Genomic DNA, 17815 nt, shown 5'->3' on the forward strand with positions numbered 1-17815 from the left:
CGTGATTGATAAATCCGCCTTTATTCATCCATCTGCCATTGTGGAAGACGGTGCCGTCATTGGTGCTAACGCCCATATTGGTCCGTTTTGTATTGTTGGTCCGCATGTTGAGATCGGTGAAGGTACCGTCCTGAAGTCTCATGTTGTGGTAAATGGTCATACGACTATTGGCCGTGACAACGAGATTTACCAGTTCGCGTCCATTGGTGAAGTTAACCAGGATCTTAAATATGCTGGTGAACCGACCCGTGTGGAAATTGGCGATCGCAACCGCATTCGCGAAAGCGTTACCATCCATCGCGGAACAGAGCAGGGCGGTGGTTTGACGAAGGTGGGTAGTGATAACTTGCTGATGGTTAATGCGCATGTGGCGCACGACTGCACAGTAGGTAATCGCTGTATCCTCGCAAATAACGCAACGCTTGCTGGTCACGTTTCTGTCGATGATTTCGCTATCATCGGTGGCATGACGGCGGTGCACCAGTTCTGCATTATTGGTGCACACGTTATGGTGGGCGGTTGTTCCGGCGTGGCGCAAGACGTTCCGCCATATGTTATTGCGCAGGGCAACCACGCAACGCCGTTTGGCGTGAACATCGAAGGTCTGAAGCGCCGGGGTTTCAGTAGAGAAGCCATCCACGCAGTGCGTAATGCGTACAAGATTCTCTACCGCAGCGGTAAAACCTTCGAAGAAGCCAAACCTGAGATTGCTCAAATTGCCGAGCAACATCCAGAAGTGAAAGCATTTGTTGAATTCTTCGCTCGTTCAACACGTGGTTTGATTCGCTAGATGAAATCAGGTCGCCCGCTTACGATTGCCCTGGTCGCCGGAGAAACCTCCGGCGATATTCTTGGTGCAGGTCTGATTCGTGCTCTCAAAGCCCGGATTCCTGATGCCCGCTTCGTGGGTGTCGCTGGGCCTTTGATGCAAGCTGAAGGCTGCGAAGCCTGGTACGAAATGGAAGAACTGGCAGTGATGGGCATTGTTGAAGTGCTCGGTCGTCTGCGTCGTTTACTTCACATTCGTGCGGATCTCACGCGCCGTTTCACTGAATTGCAGCCAGACGTTTTTGTCGGTATTGATGCGCCTGATTTCAATATCACCCTGGAAGGTAATCTTAAAAAGCAGGGTATTCGTACCATTCACTACGTCAGTCCATCTGTTTGGGCGTGGCGCCAAAAACGTGTTTTCAAAATTGGCAGAGCAACGGATCTGGTGCTCGCATTTCTGCCTTTCGAAAAAGCGTTTTACGATAGATTTAATGTCCCGTGCCGCTTTATCGGTCATACCATGGCTGATGCCATGCCGATTGATCCCGATAAAAATGCCGCACGCATGACACTCGGTATTTCGCCTGATGCTAAATGCCTGGCATTGTTGCCTGGTAGCCGTGGTGCAGAAGTTGAAATGCTAAGTGCTGATTTCCTTAAAACAGCGTTATTGCTACGCGAGCGTTTTCCAGGGCTTGAGATTGTGGTGCCGCTGGTTAATGCCAAACGGCGTGAACAGTTTGAGCGTATCAAAGCAGAAGTGGCACCCGATCTGACGATGCACCTGCTCAATGGGCAAGGGCGAGAAGCGATGGTTGCGAGTGATGCTGCATTGCTGGCTTCTGGCACCGCTGCACTTGAGTGCATGTTGGCAAAATGCCCGATGGTCGTGGGCTATCGCATGAAGCCGTTTACCTTCTGGCTGGCGAAGCGCCTGGTAAAAACCGATTACGTTTCACTGCCTAACTTGTTGGCAGGCCGTGAGTTGGTCAAAGAATTGTTGCAAGAAGAGTGTGAGCCGCACGCGTTGGCGAAAGCTCTGGAACCGTTGCTTGAAGACGGTGCGCAGAGCCATCAAATGCACGATACATTCCGCGACCTGCATCTGCAGATTCGTTGTAATGCTGATGAACAAGCCGCGGATGCTGTATTGGAGCTTGCCCAATGATTGAATTTATTTATCCTCACACGCGCCTGGTGGCTGGTGTTGATGAAGTTGGGCGCGGCCCTCTTGTTGGTGCGGTTGTCACTGCTGCGGTGATTCTGGATCCTACAAAACCTATTATTGGTCTTGCAGACTCCAAGAAACTCTCTGAAAAACGCCGCAACGCGCTTTACGAAGAAATCATCGAAAAAGCGCTGTCCTGGAGTCTTGGTCGTGCGGAGCCGGAAGAGATTGACCAATTAAACATTCTTCATGCCACTATGTTAGCGATGCAGCGTGCCGTTGCAGGCCTTCATGTGGTTCCTGAGTATGTATTGATTGATGGCAACCGCTGCCCTGCATTACCTATGCCTTCGCTGGCTGTGGTAAAAGGCGATAGCCGGGTTGCAGAAATTAGCGCGGCATCAATAATTGCCAAAGTGACGCGCGATCGTGAAATGGCAGAGCTTGATCTCTCCTTCCCGCAATATGGTTTTGCCCAACATAAGGGCTACCCTACCGCTTTCCATCTGGAAAAGCTGGCAGAGCATGGTGCGACTGAGCACCATCGCCGTAGTTTTGCTCCGGTCAAACGCGCTCTCGGACTGGCGTCCTGATTTGCGGACGTACGTTATACATCTAAACGGAATGAGAAATGGCTGAACCACGTTTCGTACACCTCAGGGTGCACAGTGACTATTCCATGGTTGATGGCCTGGCGAAAACCGCTCCGCTGGTAAAGAAAGCCGCGGAAATGGGGATGCCAGCTATTGCTATCACCGATTTCACCAACCTTTGCGGGCTGGTGAAGTTCTATGGTGCTGCGCATGGCGTGGGCCTCAAGCCCATTATTGGTGCTGACTTTAACGTGGCAAACGAATTGCTGGGTGATGAACTCAGCCATTTAACCGTGCTCGCTGTTGATAATGTCGGTTATCAAAATCTGACTTTGCTCATCTCAAAAGCCTATCAACGTGGTTATGGTGCTGCGGGACCGGTTATCGACCGCACCTGGCTTGCCGAGTTAAACGAAGGGCTGATCCTGCTTTCTGGCGGGCGTATGGGGGATATTGGCAAAAACTTGTTGCGTGGGAATACGGCACAGCTTGATTTGTGTCTGGAATTCTACCAGCAGTATTTTGCCGATCGCTTCTATCTGGAACTGATTCGTACCGGTCGTCCTGATGAAGAAACTTATTTGCACGCCGCCGTTGCTCTGGCGGATGAACGTGGCTTACCGGTTGTTGCAACCAACGACGTAAGGTTCATTGAGTCCACAGACTTTGACGCCCATGAAATCCGCGTGGCTATCCACGACGGGTTTACGCTGGATGACCCTAAGCGCCCCCGCAATTACTCTTCACAGCAGTACCTGCGTACCGAAGAGGAGATGTGCGAGCTGTTCTCCGATATTCCGGAAGCGTTGGAAAACAGTGTAGAAATCGCCAAGCGTTGTAACGTCACGGTGCGTCTGGGCGAATACTTCCTGCCGCAATTCCCGACGGGCGAAATGTCTACCGAAGACTTCCTGGTCATGAAATCGAAGGAAGGGCTGGAAGATCGTCTGGAGTTCTTGTTCAAAGATCCTGAAGAGCGTGCGGAAAAAAGAGTGCCGTACGATGAGCGTCTGGATATTGAGCTTAAAGTTATCAACCAGATGGGCTTTCCGGGCTACTTCCTGATCGTTATGGAATTTATCCAGTGGTCGAAAGACAACGGCGTGCCTGTTGGCCCTGGTCGTGGTTCTGGTGCCGGTTCTTTGGTGGCTTATGCCCTGAAGATCACCGACCTTGATCCCCTGGAGTTTGATCTACTTTTCGAACGTTTCCTTAACCCGGAACGTGTTTCGATGCCGGACTTCGATATCGATTTCTGTATGGAAAAACGAGATCGCGTTATCGATCACGTGGCAGAAATGTACGGGCGCGAAGCGGTATCTCAGATTATTACCTTTGGTACGATGGCGGCAAAAGCGGTTATCCGTGATGTGGGCCGTGTACTGGGGCACCCGTACGGCTTCGTCGATCGTATTTCTAAGCTTATCCCGCCCGATCCGGGTATGACGCTGGCAAAAGCATTCGAGGCCGAACCGCAGCTTCCTGAAATCTACGAAGCGGACGAAGAAGTTAAAGCGCTGATCGACATGGCGCGCAAGCTTGAAGGCGTAACACGTAACGCCGGTAAGCATGCCGGTGGTGTGGTTATTGCACCGACCAAAATTACCGATTTTGCACCGCTTTATTGTGATGACCAGGGGCAAAACCCGGTCACCCAGTTTGATAAAAACGATGTGGAATATGCAGGGCTGGTGAAGTTTGACTTCCTTGGCCTGCGTACGCTCACCATCATCGACTGGGCGCTGAAGATGATCAACCCGCGTCGGGCGAAGCAGGGTTTAGAGCCGATAGATATCGCTGCTATCCCGCTCGAGGATAAGAAAAGCTTCGACATGCTGCAACGCTCGGAAACCACTGCGGTGTTCCAGCTTGAATCTCGCGGCATGAAAGATTTGATCAAGCGTCTGCAACCCGACTGCTTCGAAGATATGATTGCATTGGTAGCGCTGTTCCGCCCTGGGCCGTTGCAATCAGGCATGGTTGATAACTTTATTGACCGTAAGCACGGGCGCGAAGCTATCTCCTATCCGGATATTCAGTGGCAGCATGAAAGCCTGAAACCGGTGCTGGAACCGACCTACGGCATTATTCTGTATCAAGAACAGGTTATGCAGATTGCACAGGTGCTGGCGGGGTACTCGCTGGGCGGTGCGGACATGTTGCGTCGTGCGATGGGTAAAAAGAACCCGGTCGAGATGGCGAAGCAGCGTGGCGGTTTTGAAGATGGCGCGAAGTCTCGTGGCATTGACGGTGAGCTGGCGATTAAAATCTTCGACCTGGTAGAAAAATTTGCCGGTTACGGATTTAACAAATCTCACTCCGCTGCGTATGCGCTGGTTTCTTACCAGACTCTATGGTTAAAAGCGCACTATCCGGCAGAATTCATGGCCGCGGTGATGACTGCGGATATGGATAACACCGAGAAAATCGTCGGCCTGGTGGATGAATGCTGGCGCATGGGCCTGAAAATCTTGCCACCGGATATTAACTCCGGGCTATACCACTTCCACGTCAATGACGACGGGGAAATTGTTTACGGCATTGGTGCGATTAAAGGTGTGGGTGAAGGCCCGATTGAAGCGATAATTGAGGCGCGTAACGAAGGCGGTTATTTCCGCGAATTGTTCGATCTCTGTGCGCGTGCTGACGTTAAAAAACTCAATAAACGTATCCTTGAAAAATTAGTGATGTCCGGGGCGTTTGACCGCCTTGGGCCGCATCGAGCAGCCCTTATGAATGCGCTGCCCGATGCGCTGAAAGCTGCCGATCAGCACGCGAAAGCCGAAGCTATCGGCCAGGTGGATATGTTCGGTGTGCTGGCTGATGAGCCGGAGCAAGTTGAACAATCCTACGCCAGCGTGACTCCGTGGCCTGAACAAGTGGTGCTGGATGGTGAACGTGAAACGTTAGGTTTATACCTGACCGGCCACCCAATCACTCAGTATCTAAAAGAAATCGAGCGCTATGTCGGTGGCATGCGCCTAAAAGAGATGCACCCGACAGAACGTGGTAAAATGACCACGGCTGCGGGTCTGGTGATTGCTTCGCGGGTGATGGTTACCAAACGTGGCAATCGCATTGGCATCTGCACTCTGGATGACCGTTCTGGTCGCCTGGAAGTGATGCTATTCACAGATGCGTTAGAAAAGTACCAGCATCTGTTGGAAAAAGACCGTATCCTGATCGTCAGCGGACAGGTCAGCTTTGATGACTTCAGCGGTGGCCTTAAAATGACCGCTCGCGAAGTTATGGACATAGACGAGGCCCGCGAAAAGTATGCGCGTGGGCTTGCTATCTCGCTGACGGACAGGCAAATTGATGACCAGCTTTTGAACCGTCTCCGTCAGTCTCTGGAACCCCATCGTTCGGGGACCATTCCAGTACATCTCTACTATCAGAGAGCGGATGCACGAGCACGTTTGCGTTTTGGCGCAGCATGGCGTGTATCTCCTAGCGATCGTTTGCTCAATGAGCTTCGCTCGCTGATAGGCCCGGAGCAGGTGGAACTGGAGTTTGACTAATACAGGAATATTATGAGTCTGAATTTCCTCGATTTTGAACAGCCGATTGCAGAGCTGGAAGCGAAAATTGATTCCCTGACTGCAGTTAGCCGTCAGGACGAAAAGTTAGATATTAATCTGGACGAAGAAGTGCAGCGTCTGCGTGAAAAAAGCGTAGAACTCACACGTAAGATCTTCTCTGATTTAGGAGCATGGCAAATTGCTCAACTGGCGCGTCACCCGCAGCGCCCGTATACGCTTGATTACCTGCGTCTCGCTTTTGATGAGTTCGATGAACTTGCAGGTGACCGTGCGTATGCTGACGATAAAGCTATTGTTGGTGGGATTGCGCGTCTCGATGGTCGTCCGGTGATGGTTATTGGCCATCAGAAAGGTCGTGAAACCAAAGAGAAGATTCGCCGTAACTTCGGTATGCCAGCACCAGAAGGCTATCGTAAAGCACTGCGTTTGATGGAAATGGCTGAGCGTTTCAATATGCCAATCATTACCTTCATCGATACCCCAGGTGCTTATCCTGGTGTGGGCGCGGAAGAGCGCGGTCAGTCAGAAGCCATCGCGCGTAACTTGCGTGAAATGTCTGGTCTGAAAGTGCCAGTCATCTGTACCGTCATCGGTGAAGGTGGTTCTGGTGGTGCTCTGGCAATTGGTGTGGGCGATAAAGTGAATATGCTGCAATACAGCACTTATTCCGTTATCTCGCCGGAAGGCTGTGCGTCGATTCTGTGGAAAAGTGCTGACAAAGCACCGATTGCCGCAGAAGCGATGGGCATCATTGCTCCACGCCTGAAAGAGCTGAAGCTGATTGATTCCGTTATCCCTGAACCTCTGGGCGGCGCACACCGTAATGTGGAAGCGATGGCTGCTTCTTTGAAAGCGCAACTGCTGGCTGACCTGGCTGATCTGGACGTGTTGAATACCGAAGAGCTGTTGGCTCGTCGTTATCATCGTCTGATGAGTTACGGCTACGCATGATAGCGTGATGCATTACGAAGAAAGGTCAGAAGAGATTCTGGCCTTTTTTATTGTCTGTGAATCATCCTTAATAGCGCACTTTAAGAAACCTTACACCTCCGCACTTGTTCTCCACCCCATTTCAATAAACTATGCTTACCTGAAGGTTTTTTGCCAGGAGGTGAGTATTGAATATTATTGCAATCATGGGAGCGCATGGCGTTTTCTATAAAGATGAGCCAATCAAAGAGCTGCATCAGGCGTTGGAAGTACAAGGTTTTCGGCTTATTTATCCCACCAACAGCAACGACTTGCTTAAACTCATCGAACATAATCCGCGTATCTGTGGAGTCATTTTTGACTGGGACGAGTACAGCCTGGATTTATGCAGTGAAATTAACGCGCTGAATGAATATTTGCCGCTGTATGCATTTATCAATACGCATTCCTCGCTGGATGTCAGTGTCAACGAAATGCGCATGGCGCTGTGGTTCTTTGAATATGCACTCAGTGCCGCCGACGATATCGCCCTGCGCATCCGCCAATACACCAATGAATATCTGGATAACATCACACCGCCGCTAACTAAAGCGTTGTTCAATTATGTCAACGAAGGGAAATATACCTTCTGCACGCCAGGCCATATGGCGGGTACTGCCTACCTGAAAAGCCCGGTAGGCTGCTTGTTCTACGACTTCTTTGGGGCGAACACGCTGAAAGCGGATGTTTCTATTTCGGTGACTGAGCTGGGATCGTTGCTGGATCACACCGGGCCGCATCTTGAAGCCGAAGAGTATATCGCCCGCACGTTCGGTGCAGAACAGAGTTACATGGTGACCAACGGGACATCCACGTCGAATAAAATCGTTGGCATGTACGCGGCTCCTTCCGGTAGCACAGTCATTATCGACCGTAACTGCCATAAATCGCTGACCCATTTGTTAATGATGACGGATCTGGTCCCAATCTGGCTCAAGCCAACGCGCAACGCGCTGGGGATTTTGGGCGGCATCCCGAAGCGTGAATTTATGCGCGCGAGTATTGAGGAGAAAGTCGCTGCGACGGAAAATGCGCAGTGGCCGGTGCATGCGGTGATCACCAACTCGACTTATGACGGTTTGCTTTATAACACCGAGTTCATCAAACAAACCCTCGATGTGCCTTCGATTCACTTCGATTCTGCCTGGGTACCCTATACCAACTTCCATCCTATTTATCAGGGGAAAAGTGGCATGAGCGGCGATCGCGTGCCGGGTAAAGTCATTTATGAAACTCAGTCCACACACAAACTTCTGGCGGCGCTGTCGCAAGCCTCTCTAATCCATATCAAAGGAGATTACGACGAGGAGACGTTCAACGAAGCCTACATGATGCACACCACCACTTCGCCTAGCTATCCGCTAGTGGCGTCTATCGAAACAGCTGCAGCCATGCTTCGGGGAAATCCGGGAAAGCGTTTGATAAACCGTTCAGTGGAGCGAGCGCTGCATTTCCGCCGTGAAGTTCAACGCTTGCGTGAAGAATCTGAGGATTGGTTCTTCGATATCTGGCAGCCGGAATATATCGACGAAGCGGCCTGCTGGCCGATTTCTCCTGGCGAAGAAGACTGGCATGGATTCAAAGATGCTGACGCCGATCATATGTATCTCGACCCGATTAAAGTCACCATTCTGACTCCGGGGATGGATGAGCTGGGTAGCATGGCAGAAGAGGGGATACCGGCGGCGCTGGTGGCAAAATTCCTCGATGAGCGTGGCGTCGTGGTCGAAAAAACGGGGCCGTATAACCTGCTGTTCCTGTTCAGTATTGGTATCGACAAAACCAAAGCATTGAGCTTACTTCGTGGTTTGACAGAGTTTAAACGCTCCTACGATCTCAACCTGCGTGTGAAAAATATGCTGCCGGATTTATACGCTGAAGACCCTGATTTTTATCGCAATATGCGTATTCAGGATTTAGCGCAGGGTATTCACAAGCTGATTAAACAGCACAATCTTTCTGACCTGATGTTGCGTGCTTTTGATGTGCTGCCGGAAATGAAAATGACCCCGCATAAAGCCTATCAGCAGCAAGTGAAAGGTAATGTTGAAACCGTTGAAATTGAACAGTTGTTGAATCGAGTGTCAGCCAACATGATTCTGCCGTATCCACCAGGCGTGCCGGTGGTCATGCCGGGTGAGATGATCACCAATGAAAGCCGCGCAGTACTCGATTTCTTGTTAATGCTGTGTTCGGTGGGTGAGCATTACCCAGGCTTTGAAACTGACATTCACGGAGCCAAACTGGGTGAGGATGGGGTTTACCGTGTACGAGTCTTAAAAACGGTTTAACGTCTTGATTTAGCGAATCCTGATAGTTACCGTGCAGAAAAGATTAAGGAGCATTTATGCTGGGTTTAAAGCAAGTTCACCATATCGCAATCATCGCGTCGGACTACCCAACCAGTAAGCATTTTTACTGTGATGTTCTCGGTTTTACGCTGCAAGCGGAAGCGTACCGTGAAGAACGAGACTCGTGGAAAGGGGATTTGGCGTTAAATGGACAATATGTCATTGAGCTGTTCTCATTTCCTTTCCCGCCAGCGCGGCCAAGTCGCCCGGAAGCTTGCGGGCTGCGTCACCTGGCGTTTAGTGTTGATGATATCGACAGTGCCATCGCGCATCTGGAAAAGCATGGCGTGAAATGTGAGCCGGTGCGTATCGATTCTTTCACGGATAAGCGTTTTACTTTCTTTAATGACCCCGATGGGCTGCCGTTAGAACTTTACCAACAGTAACGCTTGCCTCACTTCATGTTGCCCGGTAACGTTCCGGGCAAATCCTTATTTTAATTACTGACTATGCCACTTCCTTTTCTCATCAAATTACTGCAACCGCACACACATTTGCTGGTGGCGTTTAGTGGTGGCCTGGACTCCACGGTTTTGCTTCATCAACTGGTCACGCTTCGCGAGACTCATGGTGCGAATTTTCATATTCGAGCCATGCATATTCATCACGGGTTAAGCTCAAATGCCGATGAATGGGCATTGCATTGTCAGAATGTTTGCACGCAATGGAACGTGCCGCTTGAGGTAAAACACGTAAAGCTGGCTGATGACGGATTAGGGATTGAAGCCCATGCACGGGCAGCGCGTTACCAGGCATTGGCCGACACCCTACGTCCGCATGAAGTATTGCTGACTGCACAGCATCTGGACGATCAGTGCGAAACATTTTTGCTTGCCCTGAAACGGGGCAGTGGGCCAGCCGGTTTAGCGGCCATGCCAGAGCGTTTGCCTTTTGGCGAGACGGAATTGATTCGGCCTTTGTTGGGGCAAACTCGCAAAGAGCTGGAAGCGTGGGCGCAAGAACATCAGTTAACGTGGATTGAAGACGAAAGTAACCTGGACGACAGCTACGATCGCAATTTCTTGCGCCTGCAAATCCTCCCTGGAATTCAGCAGCGATGGCCGCATTTCCCACAAAGCGTAGCCCGCAGCGCGCAGTTGTGTGGTGAGCAAGAGCAACTTCTCGATGAGCTATTGGCGGAGCAACTTAATGACCTGGTTCGGGCTGACGGAGCATTACTCATTGAACCTATGCAGGCGCTCAGTGATATTCGGCGTGCAGCCTTACTGCGGCGCTGGTTTGCCCGGCAAAAGGCGCTTATGCCCTCGCGGGCCGCGTTGGTTCGTTTGTGGGATGAGGTGGCAACGAGCCGTGAAGATGCGAATCCACGCCTGAAATTTGGTGACCATGAAGTTCGTCGTTACCAGGGCGCATTATACTGGCTGCCTGTCATGCAGGGTTTAGGAGATGAAACTCTCCCGTGGCCTGCGCCTTTTAAGCCATTAACGTTGCCAGAAGGTTTAGGCATTCTGCAATTAGGTGTTGATGGGATTGAAGTGCGAGCACCGCTTGAAAACGAACCGGTAAGCGTGCGCTTTAAAGCATCCGGGCAGTTTCATATTGTGGGGCGTGATCGTGGCCGAAGCCTGAAAAAAATCTGGCAAGAATCAGGCATTCCACCCTGGGCGCGAGAAAGAACACCTCTGTTATTTTATGGCGATAAATTGATTGCCGCCCTGGGTGTTTTTGTCACTCAGGATGGAAAAGCAACGGAAAACTCATGCTGGCGTATCGACTGGCAAAAGGAGAATAAGCAATGAAGAGGATGATTATTTTAGCGGGCGTTTTATTGTGTGCCCAACCGGTACTGGCTAAGGGGGATGCCACCGCGGGTGAGCAAAAGGCCATGATGTGCGTGGCATGTCACGGTGTGGCAGGAAAAGTTTCAGTGCCAATGTACCCGAATCTTGCGGGGCAAAACGAGGCGTATCTGGAGCACTCTTTGCACGCCTATAAAAAGGGTGAGCGCAGTGGTGGCCAGGCGGAAATCATGAAAGCCTACGTTAGCGGTTTGTCAGATGAAGACATCAGCAATCTTGCTGCTTATTACGCCACAATGAAGCCATAAAAAAGGGCAGCCCAAGGCTGCCCACTTATGCGGATACTTTGCGTATCAAGACTCGCTAACTACGACAGTGCCAATTTCAGGATGGCTGAAGCTGGCTATTTTATCGAGGCGAACTTCGCGTGTGGCACCGGCGTCATCGAGAATCAAATATTCGATGTTTTTACGAGACACCAAGTCACTGGCTTTCGCCTTGAAAACTTCTCCGCTCTTTAACTCCAGCGTCAATAATAAGTGATGCTGGCAGGCGAGCTCGAGATTGTCATAATCATCACAATTGATGGGTTGATAGGCATCATTCATTGACATAATCGCTCACCAGTAAGTTCGCGGCAGCATACGCCGCCTGTTCCCTAATAGATTCTGGTTGTGCTTCGTTGGAAGCCACTTCGTTCAGCACCTTCAGGACGCAACCCAGTGCATCGGGAATGTAACCCAAATCTCCGCTGGCTATTTCCGCATAGCGCCGCCGTACTAATTCACAATACTTTTCCACACGCCCTCCTTTCAGAGTCCCGACCTCAGACTTAACTGTGGGATGCAGTTAAGCCTACGAAGATAAACTCTGTTTAGCAAGGTGACTATACCACAGGGATGAAACCGATATCAGCAGTGCAACTCTCTGGTTGAGTGAATAGATAACAGCGTTTTAGCGAGGTTTTCGTTACAATGAGCGCCTAATTGAGTTCGGAGAAGTGTGATGGCGTTAAAAGCGACAATTTATAAAGCGATGGTGAATGTTGCCGATCTCGATCGCAATCAATTCCTGGATAGCAACCTGACGCTTGCGCGCCATCCTTCGGAAACTCAGGAACGTATGATGCTGCGTTTACTGGCGTGGATTAAATATGCCAACGAGCGGCTGCAATTCAGCCGGGGTTTAAGTGCGGAAGATGAGCCAGAAATCTGGCAGCGTAACGATCACATGGGTATCGACCTGTGGATTGAGCTTGGTCTGCCAGATGAAAAACGCCTGAAAAAAGCCTGTAGCCAGTCAGGTGAAGTTGCGTTGTTTACCTATAATAGCCGCGCGGCTGAAATCTGGTGGCAGCAGCATCAAAATAAACTCAAACAATATCAGAACCTTTCAATCTGGTATCTCGATGATGAACAACTGGCAAAACTGTGTGAGTTCGGTACGCGTTCGATGAACTTACAGGCCACCATCCAGGATGGTGCTATATGGTTGTCTGATGCTGAGAATAATCTCGAAATTCACTTTACGGCCTGGCAACATCATTGATGATAGAAGTCTCCCGGGCGGTAGCAATACCGGACAATGAAGTCACTATTACGGCAATCCGCGCGCAAGGAGCGGGCGGCCAGCATGTGAATAAAACCTCAACGGCTATCCATTTACGTTTTGACATTCGAGCCTCCAGCCTGCCAGAGTATTATAAAGAGCGCTTACTGGCAGCGAGTCATCACCTGATTACGCCTGATGGCGTGGTGGTGATAAAGGCGCAGGAATATCGCAGCCAGGAAATGAATCGTGAAGCCGCAGTAGCGAGATTAGTTTCGTTGATTCAGGAATTAACCGTTGAGCAGAAAAGCCGACGAGCGACGCGCCCTACGCGAGCGTCAAAAGAGCGCCGCCTGGCCTCTAAATCCCAAAAATCCACGACGAAATCGCTTCGTGGAAAAGTTCGTCGTCCCGAATAATTAACGACAAAGAAATTGACCAGCAGAAGGAAGAGATGGTGAAAAAGATTCTATTGTCAGCTATAGCCGTGTGCAGCTTGTTCGCACTTTTTGGCTGTAATAACCGGGCTGAAGTTCAAACTTTGCAGCCAACACAAGCCGCAGAACTACAACCGATGCAGCAAAGCTATCGAGGTGTACTCCCTTGTGCGGATTGTTCAGGAATTGAAACGTCGCTGTTTTTAGAAAAAGATGGCTCGTGGGTCATGAATCAGCGCTACGAGGGCGCGAAAGAGCCAGCGGTATTAGCCTCATATGGCACCTGGGCGCGTACGGCAGATAAATTAGTGTTGACCGAAAGCAACGGTGAAAAGCTCTACTTCCGTCCGAAAGGTGATGATCTGGAAATGTTGGATCGTTCCGGCAATTCTATTGAGTCCCAACTCAATTACACCTTGAAGCCAATGAAAGCGGCGTTGCCTGCAACCCCAATGGCCATGAAAGGCATGTATAAATACATGGCTGATGCGGCGATTTTCCAGGATTGTGCCACGGGTAAAACGTTTGATGTAGCCAGCAACGCGGAACTTGAGCGTGGTTACGCAGCAGCTCGCGGTGAAGATTACCAGCCGGTGTTGCTGGTGGTAGAAGCGCACTTTACTTTGCAGGCCTCGCCAGACAGTGGGGAACTGAGAAAAACAGTTGTTACTGACCGGGCTGCAAAGTTCGAGCCGAAGAAAACCTGCCACGACTGATAAAATCTTCATAAAAAAAGCCCCGCCAGGTGACTAGCGGGGCTTTTTATTTGGTACTGCTTAAATTTTAGCGCTGGATCTGGGCCAACAGGAAATCAATGATTTCGCTGGTTTTGATCATCTGCTTCTCACCTTCACGGCGATTTTTGTATTCAACTTCTTCGCTATCGAGATTGCGATCGCCGATAACAACAGTGTGTGGAATACCAATCAGTTCCATGTCAGCAAACATCACTCCAGGACGCTCTTTACGGTCGTCCATCAGCACTTCAATGCCTTTAGCACGCAGAGTGGAGTACAGCTCTTCAGCCAGTTCTTTCACGCGGAAAGATTTGTGCATATTCATCGGCAGAATAGCAACCTGGAACGGTGCAATAGCGTCTGGCCACAGGATGCCGCGCTCGTCGTTGTTCTGCTCAATGGCTGCTGCCACTACGCGAGTCACACCGATACCGTAGCAACCCATGGTCAGTGTCTGGTTACGACCATCTTCACCCTGAACAGAGGCTTTCATTGCTTCTGAATATTTGGTACCGAGCTGGAAGATGTGGCCAACTTCGATACCGCGTTTAATCAGCAGCGTACCTTTACCGTCCGGGCTTGGATCGCCTTCGACAACATTACGGATATCAGCAACTTCTGGCAGCGCAACGTCGCGTTCCCAGTTAATACCGACGAAGTGTTTGCCATCGATATTTGCGCCAGCGGCGAAATCACTCATCGCAGCAACGGTACGGTCAACAACCACAGGGATTGGTAGATTAACTGGGCCAAGTGAACCTGGACCGGCTTTAACTACCGCACGAATTTCTTCTTCGGTTGCGAAAGTCAGCGGGGCAGCAACTTGCGGCAGTTTTTCGGCTTTAACTTCGTTCAGCTCGTGATCGCCGCGAACCAGCAAAGCAACCAGTGGGTAAGCGCTACCTTCAGCCGCTTTAACCATCAGAGTTTTGACTGTTTTATCAACTGGTAGGTTGAACTGCTCAACCAACTCAGCGATGGTTTTCGCATTCGGGGTATCAATCTGTGTCATTTCAACGGCTGGTGCTGCACGACCGCCAGCCGGAGCAACTGCTTCTGCAAACTCGATATTCGCTGCGTAATCAGATTCGGTCGAGAAGATGACATCATCTTCACCGCTTTGTGCCAGCACCTGGAATTCATGGGAAGCGCTGCCACCAATAGAACCGGTATCCGCTTCTACCGCGCGGAAATCCAGACCCATACGGGTGAAGATTTTGCTGTAGGCCTGATACATCGCATCGTAAGTTTCCTGCAAGGATTCCTGAGAAGTATGGAAAGAGTAAGCGTCTTTCATCAGGAATTCACGAGAACGCATCACGCCGAAACGCGGGCGAACTTCGTCACGGAACTTAGTCTGAATCTGGAAGAAGTTCAGTGGCAGTTGTTTGTAAGAGCTGAGTTCATTACGAATCAAGTCAGTGATGACTTCTTCGTGAGTTGGGCCGAGGACAAATGGACGATCGCCACGGTCAACAAAACGCAGCAGCTCTGGGCCATACTGTTCCCAACGACCACTTTCTTGCCACAAATCTGCGGGCTGAACCACGGGCATGCACATCTCGATGGCACCGGCGTTGTTCATCTCTTCACGCACGATGTTTTCGACTTTTTTCAGGACGCGCAGACCGGTTGGCAACCAGGTATACAAACCAGAAGCGAGTTTGCGGATCATCCCGGCACGCAGCATCAGTTGGTGGCTGATGACCTCAGCGTCGGCTGGTGTCTCCTTCAGTGTGGAGAGCAGATATTGGCTAGTACGCATGTTGTTACGGTTCCATTTGAACGGCAGATAACTGGCTACCTGAGTAGCCTGATGCAAAATAAGTGTTTTAGTTTACCAGTGTGGCAGGAATGTCAAAAGAGAAGGGCGATAAATTAACGGTTCTCAACGGCAAACACTTCCGAGCCGTGCTCTGTTACACGCCAGCGAACATTAAAATCTAGCAATAAAACGGCGTAGCTTTTACCAGGGTCTTCTGCTTTACGATAGGCCGGGCGTGGGTCTTGTGCCAGCACCTGGCGGATAAAACGCTCAATGTACGGATAATGTTTATCGAGTAACGATAATCGCTGTTGTACTTCTGGCGTGAAATAAACCGACATATCGGCAACGGGAGCATTTTGCGCGTAACCCGCAACGGCTTCTGGTATCGCTTCGGCAAATGGTAAATAAGGTTTGATATCAACGACCGGCGTACCATCGACTAAATCCAGACTGCCCAACTGCAAAATGACCTGATCTTTTTGGCAACGAATCCCTTTCAGCTCGACCAAAGACATGCCGATGGGATTCGGGCGAAAGGTGGAACGCGTAGCAAATACGCCCATCCTCGCGTTTCCACCGAGCCGTGGCGGACGTACCGTGGGCCGCCAGCCACCTTCCATCGTTTGGTGGAAGACAAAAAGCAGCCATAGATGGCTAAAGCCTTCAAGGCCGCGAACGGCATCTGCCACATTATACGGGGGCAGTAAATGCAATTCGCCACCGCCATCAGTGACTAAACCGGGTTGGCGGGGAACGGCAAACTTCTCTTTATAAGGAGAGTGAATAACGCCAATTTGCTCAAAACCAAATGCTGTCATTTTGCGGAGACGTTTAACGCAGACCCAACACAAACGGCCTGACGGTAGCAACCTGGCGTGCCGCTAGTCACATCACAACTATGCAACAGCACCGCGTTTGCTTTCATTTTTGATGCGTTAACTTGCAAGCGTTTACGAGCTGTCGGGATATTGGGTGGAGAGTCCTGATTGCTAACCTGGCATGAATCGCCACTGACTTCACCGAGATCGCGGAATGGCTTACCGACTAACTCTTCAGCATTGGTATAGATTTTTACGGGTGCTGGTTTCACGGCCTTAGGTTTTGCAGGCTCGGCTTTCGGCGGTGTTGCAGTGCTTTTGATAGGTTCAACGGGGGATCTGCTTAGCATCGTACAGCCGCTGAGCATGACTGCTAATAAACAGATCGGTAAAGCACGCATAATTTTTCCTCAATGAATGATAAAACGCGATTATTGAACCAAGCTCTCGTACAAATAACAAGACGGGCATAAGCCCGTCTTAGATTATTTACGCAAAAATAGAAGAATGGAAACTTACCAGCCTTTTACTGCGCCGCCGTTGAAGACTTTGTTTGCTGCATCGTAAACTTCATCAGACTGATAAGCCTGAACGAATTTCTTCACGTTTTCAGCGTCTTTGTTGTCTTCGCGGGAAACGATCAGGTTTACGTATGGAGAGTCTTTATCTTCAACGAAGATACCGTCTTTCGCTGGAGTCAGGCCAATCTGGCTTGCATAGGTGGTGTTGATGATAGCCAGTGCAATCTGAGCATCGTCCAAAGAACGTGGCAACTGTGGTGCTTCCAGTTCAACCAGTTTCAGATTTTTAGGGTTCTCAGTTACATCCAGAACAGTTGGCAGCAGACCGACACCATCTTTCAGTTTGATCAGACCTTGTTTTTGCAGCAGCAGCAGGGAACGGCCAAGGTTAGTTGGGTCGTTTGGCAGGGCAATTTGCGCGCCAGTTTGCAGCTCATCTATAGATTTGATCTTTTTGGAGTAGCCAGCGATTGGGTAAACAAAGGTATTACCCACACCAACCAGTTTGTAGCCACGATCTTTGATCTGCTGGTCCAGGTATGGTTTATGCTGGAAGGCGTTAGCGTCGATGTCGCCTTTGCTCAGCGCTTCGTTAGGCAGAACGTAATCGTTGAAAGTCACTAGCTCAACATCCAGGCCATATTTTTCTTTTGCGACTTTCACTGCAACTTCTGCAACTTGTTGTTCAGCACCAACGATGACGCCAACTTTAATATGGTTTGGATCTTTCTCGTCTTGACCACAACCCACGAGTGCCAGAGACCCAATCAGAGCACCAACTGCTGCAAAGGTTTTAAATTTAAAAGACATATCCCTTCCTTACTATGTGTAA

The 17815-nt window shown here is 50.2% G+C and carries 18 protein-coding genes; 12 read left to right on the forward strand and 6 right to left on the reverse strand.

What is annotated here, in order from left to right:
* Position 1: 1 nt before the first annotated feature.
* The 9 genes from lpxA (at position 2) to AC0IWZ_RS03090 (ending at position 11462) form a co-directional block, all read left to right on the forward strand.
* Positions 2 to 790, forward strand: a complete 789-nt coding sequence (gene lpxA / locus AC0IWZ_RS03050) for an acyl-ACP--UDP-N-acetylglucosamine O-acyltransferase (protein ID WP_034493502.1) — start codon at positions 2 to 4, stop codon at positions 788 to 790.
* Positions 791 to 1939: a lipid-A-disaccharide synthase gene (gene lpxB, locus AC0IWZ_RS03055; protein WP_471678189.1), complete on the forward strand. Its 1149-nt coding sequence runs from the start codon at positions 791 to 793 to the stop codon at positions 1937 to 1939.
* Positions 1936 to 2532: a ribonuclease HII gene (gene rnhB, locus AC0IWZ_RS03060; RefSeq protein WP_034493506.1), complete on the forward strand. Its 597-nt coding sequence runs from the start codon at positions 1936 to 1938 to the stop codon at positions 2530 to 2532. Before lpxB ends, rnhB begins: the two co-directional genes overlap by 4 nt.
* Before the next feature lie 38 nt (positions 2533 to 2570).
* Positions 2571 to 6053: a DNA polymerase III subunit alpha gene (gene dnaE, locus AC0IWZ_RS03065; protein WP_034493508.1), complete on the forward strand. Its 3483-nt coding sequence runs from the start codon at positions 2571 to 2573 to the stop codon at positions 6051 to 6053.
* Between the two features lie 12 nt (positions 6054 to 6065).
* Positions 6066 to 7025: an acetyl-CoA carboxylase carboxyl transferase subunit alpha gene (gene accA / locus AC0IWZ_RS03070; protein ID WP_034493510.1), complete on the forward strand. Its 960-nt coding sequence runs from the start codon at positions 6066 to 6068 to the stop codon at positions 7023 to 7025.
* Between the two features lie 167 nt (positions 7026 to 7192).
* Positions 7193 to 9334 (forward strand): lysine decarboxylase LdcC, encoded by a 2142-nt coding sequence (locus AC0IWZ_RS03075; RefSeq protein WP_471678188.1) that lies wholly within the window; start codon positions 7193 to 7195, stop codon positions 9332 to 9334.
* A gap of 56 nt (positions 9335 to 9390) precedes the next feature.
* Complete coding sequence (locus tag AC0IWZ_RS03080) at positions 9391 to 9780, forward strand: VOC family protein (RefSeq protein ID WP_471678187.1); 390 nt, start codon at positions 9391 to 9393, stop codon at positions 9778 to 9780.
* 63 nt (positions 9781 to 9843) lie between these two features.
* Entirely contained in the window at positions 9844 to 11154 is a 1311-nt protein-coding gene (gene tilS / locus AC0IWZ_RS03085; protein ID WP_471678186.1) for a tRNA lysidine(34) synthetase TilS, read from the forward strand.
* On the forward strand, positions 11151 to 11462 hold the full coding sequence (locus AC0IWZ_RS03090) for a c-type cytochrome (protein WP_410373894.1): 312 nt from the start codon (positions 11151 to 11153) through the stop codon (positions 11460 to 11462). The genes tilS and AC0IWZ_RS03090 overlap by 4 nt, the downstream gene beginning before the upstream one ends.
* Positions 11463 to 11507: 45 nt before the next feature.
* On the opposite strand, the gene rof is transcribed toward AC0IWZ_RS03090, so the two are convergent.
* Both rof and AC0IWZ_RS03100 read right to left on the reverse strand, forming a co-directional pair.
* Positions 11508 to 11768, reverse strand: coding sequence for a Rho-binding antiterminator (gene rof / locus AC0IWZ_RS03095; protein ID WP_115630721.1), 261 nt, complete (start codon positions 11766 to 11768; stop codon positions 11508 to 11510).
* Positions 11755 to 11955, reverse strand: a complete 201-nt coding sequence (locus AC0IWZ_RS03100) for a YaeP family protein (protein ID WP_034460828.1) — start codon at positions 11953 to 11955, stop codon at positions 11755 to 11757. The genes rof and AC0IWZ_RS03100 overlap by 14 nt, the downstream gene beginning before the upstream one ends.
* Positions 11956 to 12159: 204 nt before the next feature.
* Between AC0IWZ_RS03100 and AC0IWZ_RS03105 the strand changes: the two genes are divergently transcribed.
* The 3 genes from AC0IWZ_RS03105 to nlpE are packed head-to-tail and all read left to right on the forward strand — an operon-like array spanning position 12160 to position 13855.
* Positions 12160 to 12702, forward strand: a complete 543-nt coding sequence (locus tag AC0IWZ_RS03105) for a YaeQ family protein (protein ID WP_034493521.1) — start codon at positions 12160 to 12162, stop codon at positions 12700 to 12702.
* A complete protein-coding gene (arfB, locus tag AC0IWZ_RS03110) occupies positions 12702 to 13121 on the forward strand; it encodes an alternative ribosome rescue aminoacyl-tRNA hydrolase ArfB (protein WP_034493523.1) in 420 nt (139 codons plus the stop codon). The genes AC0IWZ_RS03105 and arfB overlap by 1 nt, the downstream gene beginning before the upstream one ends.
* Before the next feature lie 38 nt (positions 13122 to 13159).
* The gene (gene nlpE, locus AC0IWZ_RS03115; RefSeq protein ID WP_471678185.1) at positions 13160 to 13855 is read left to right on the forward strand and encodes an envelope stress response activation lipoprotein NlpE; all 696 of its coding nucleotides are present in this window, start codon (positions 13160 to 13162) and stop codon (positions 13853 to 13855) included.
* A 67-nt stretch (positions 13856 to 13922) separates the two neighbouring features.
* Here the strand turns inward: nlpE and proS are convergent, their stop codons facing one another.
* From proS to AC0IWZ_RS03135, 4 genes are all read right to left on the reverse strand, one after another.
* Positions 13923 to 15641, reverse strand: coding sequence for a proline--tRNA ligase (proS, locus tag AC0IWZ_RS03120; protein WP_471678184.1), 1719 nt, complete (start codon positions 15639 to 15641; stop codon positions 13923 to 13925).
* A 113-nt stretch (positions 15642 to 15754) separates the two neighbouring features.
* Positions 15755 to 16462 carry a tRNA (N6-threonylcarbamoyladenosine(37)-N6)-methyltransferase TrmO gene (gene tsaA / locus AC0IWZ_RS03125; protein WP_034493527.1) on the reverse strand — a complete coding sequence of 236 codons (708 nt, stop codon included), beginning with the start codon at positions 16460 to 16462 and terminating at the stop codon, positions 15755 to 15757.
* Positions 16459 to 16863, reverse strand: coding sequence for an Rcs stress response system protein RcsF (gene rcsF, locus AC0IWZ_RS03130; RefSeq protein ID WP_034493529.1), 405 nt, complete (start codon positions 16861 to 16863; stop codon positions 16459 to 16461). The genes tsaA and rcsF overlap by 4 nt, the downstream gene beginning before the upstream one ends.
* A 114-nt stretch (positions 16864 to 16977) precedes the next feature.
* A complete protein-coding gene (locus tag AC0IWZ_RS03135; RefSeq protein WP_034493531.1) occupies positions 16978 to 17793 on the reverse strand; it encodes a MetQ/NlpA family lipoprotein in 816 nt (271 codons plus the stop codon).
* Positions 17794 to 17815 lie beyond the last annotated feature (22 nt).

The organism is Buttiauxella sp. AC142 (genome assembly GCF_979253435.1).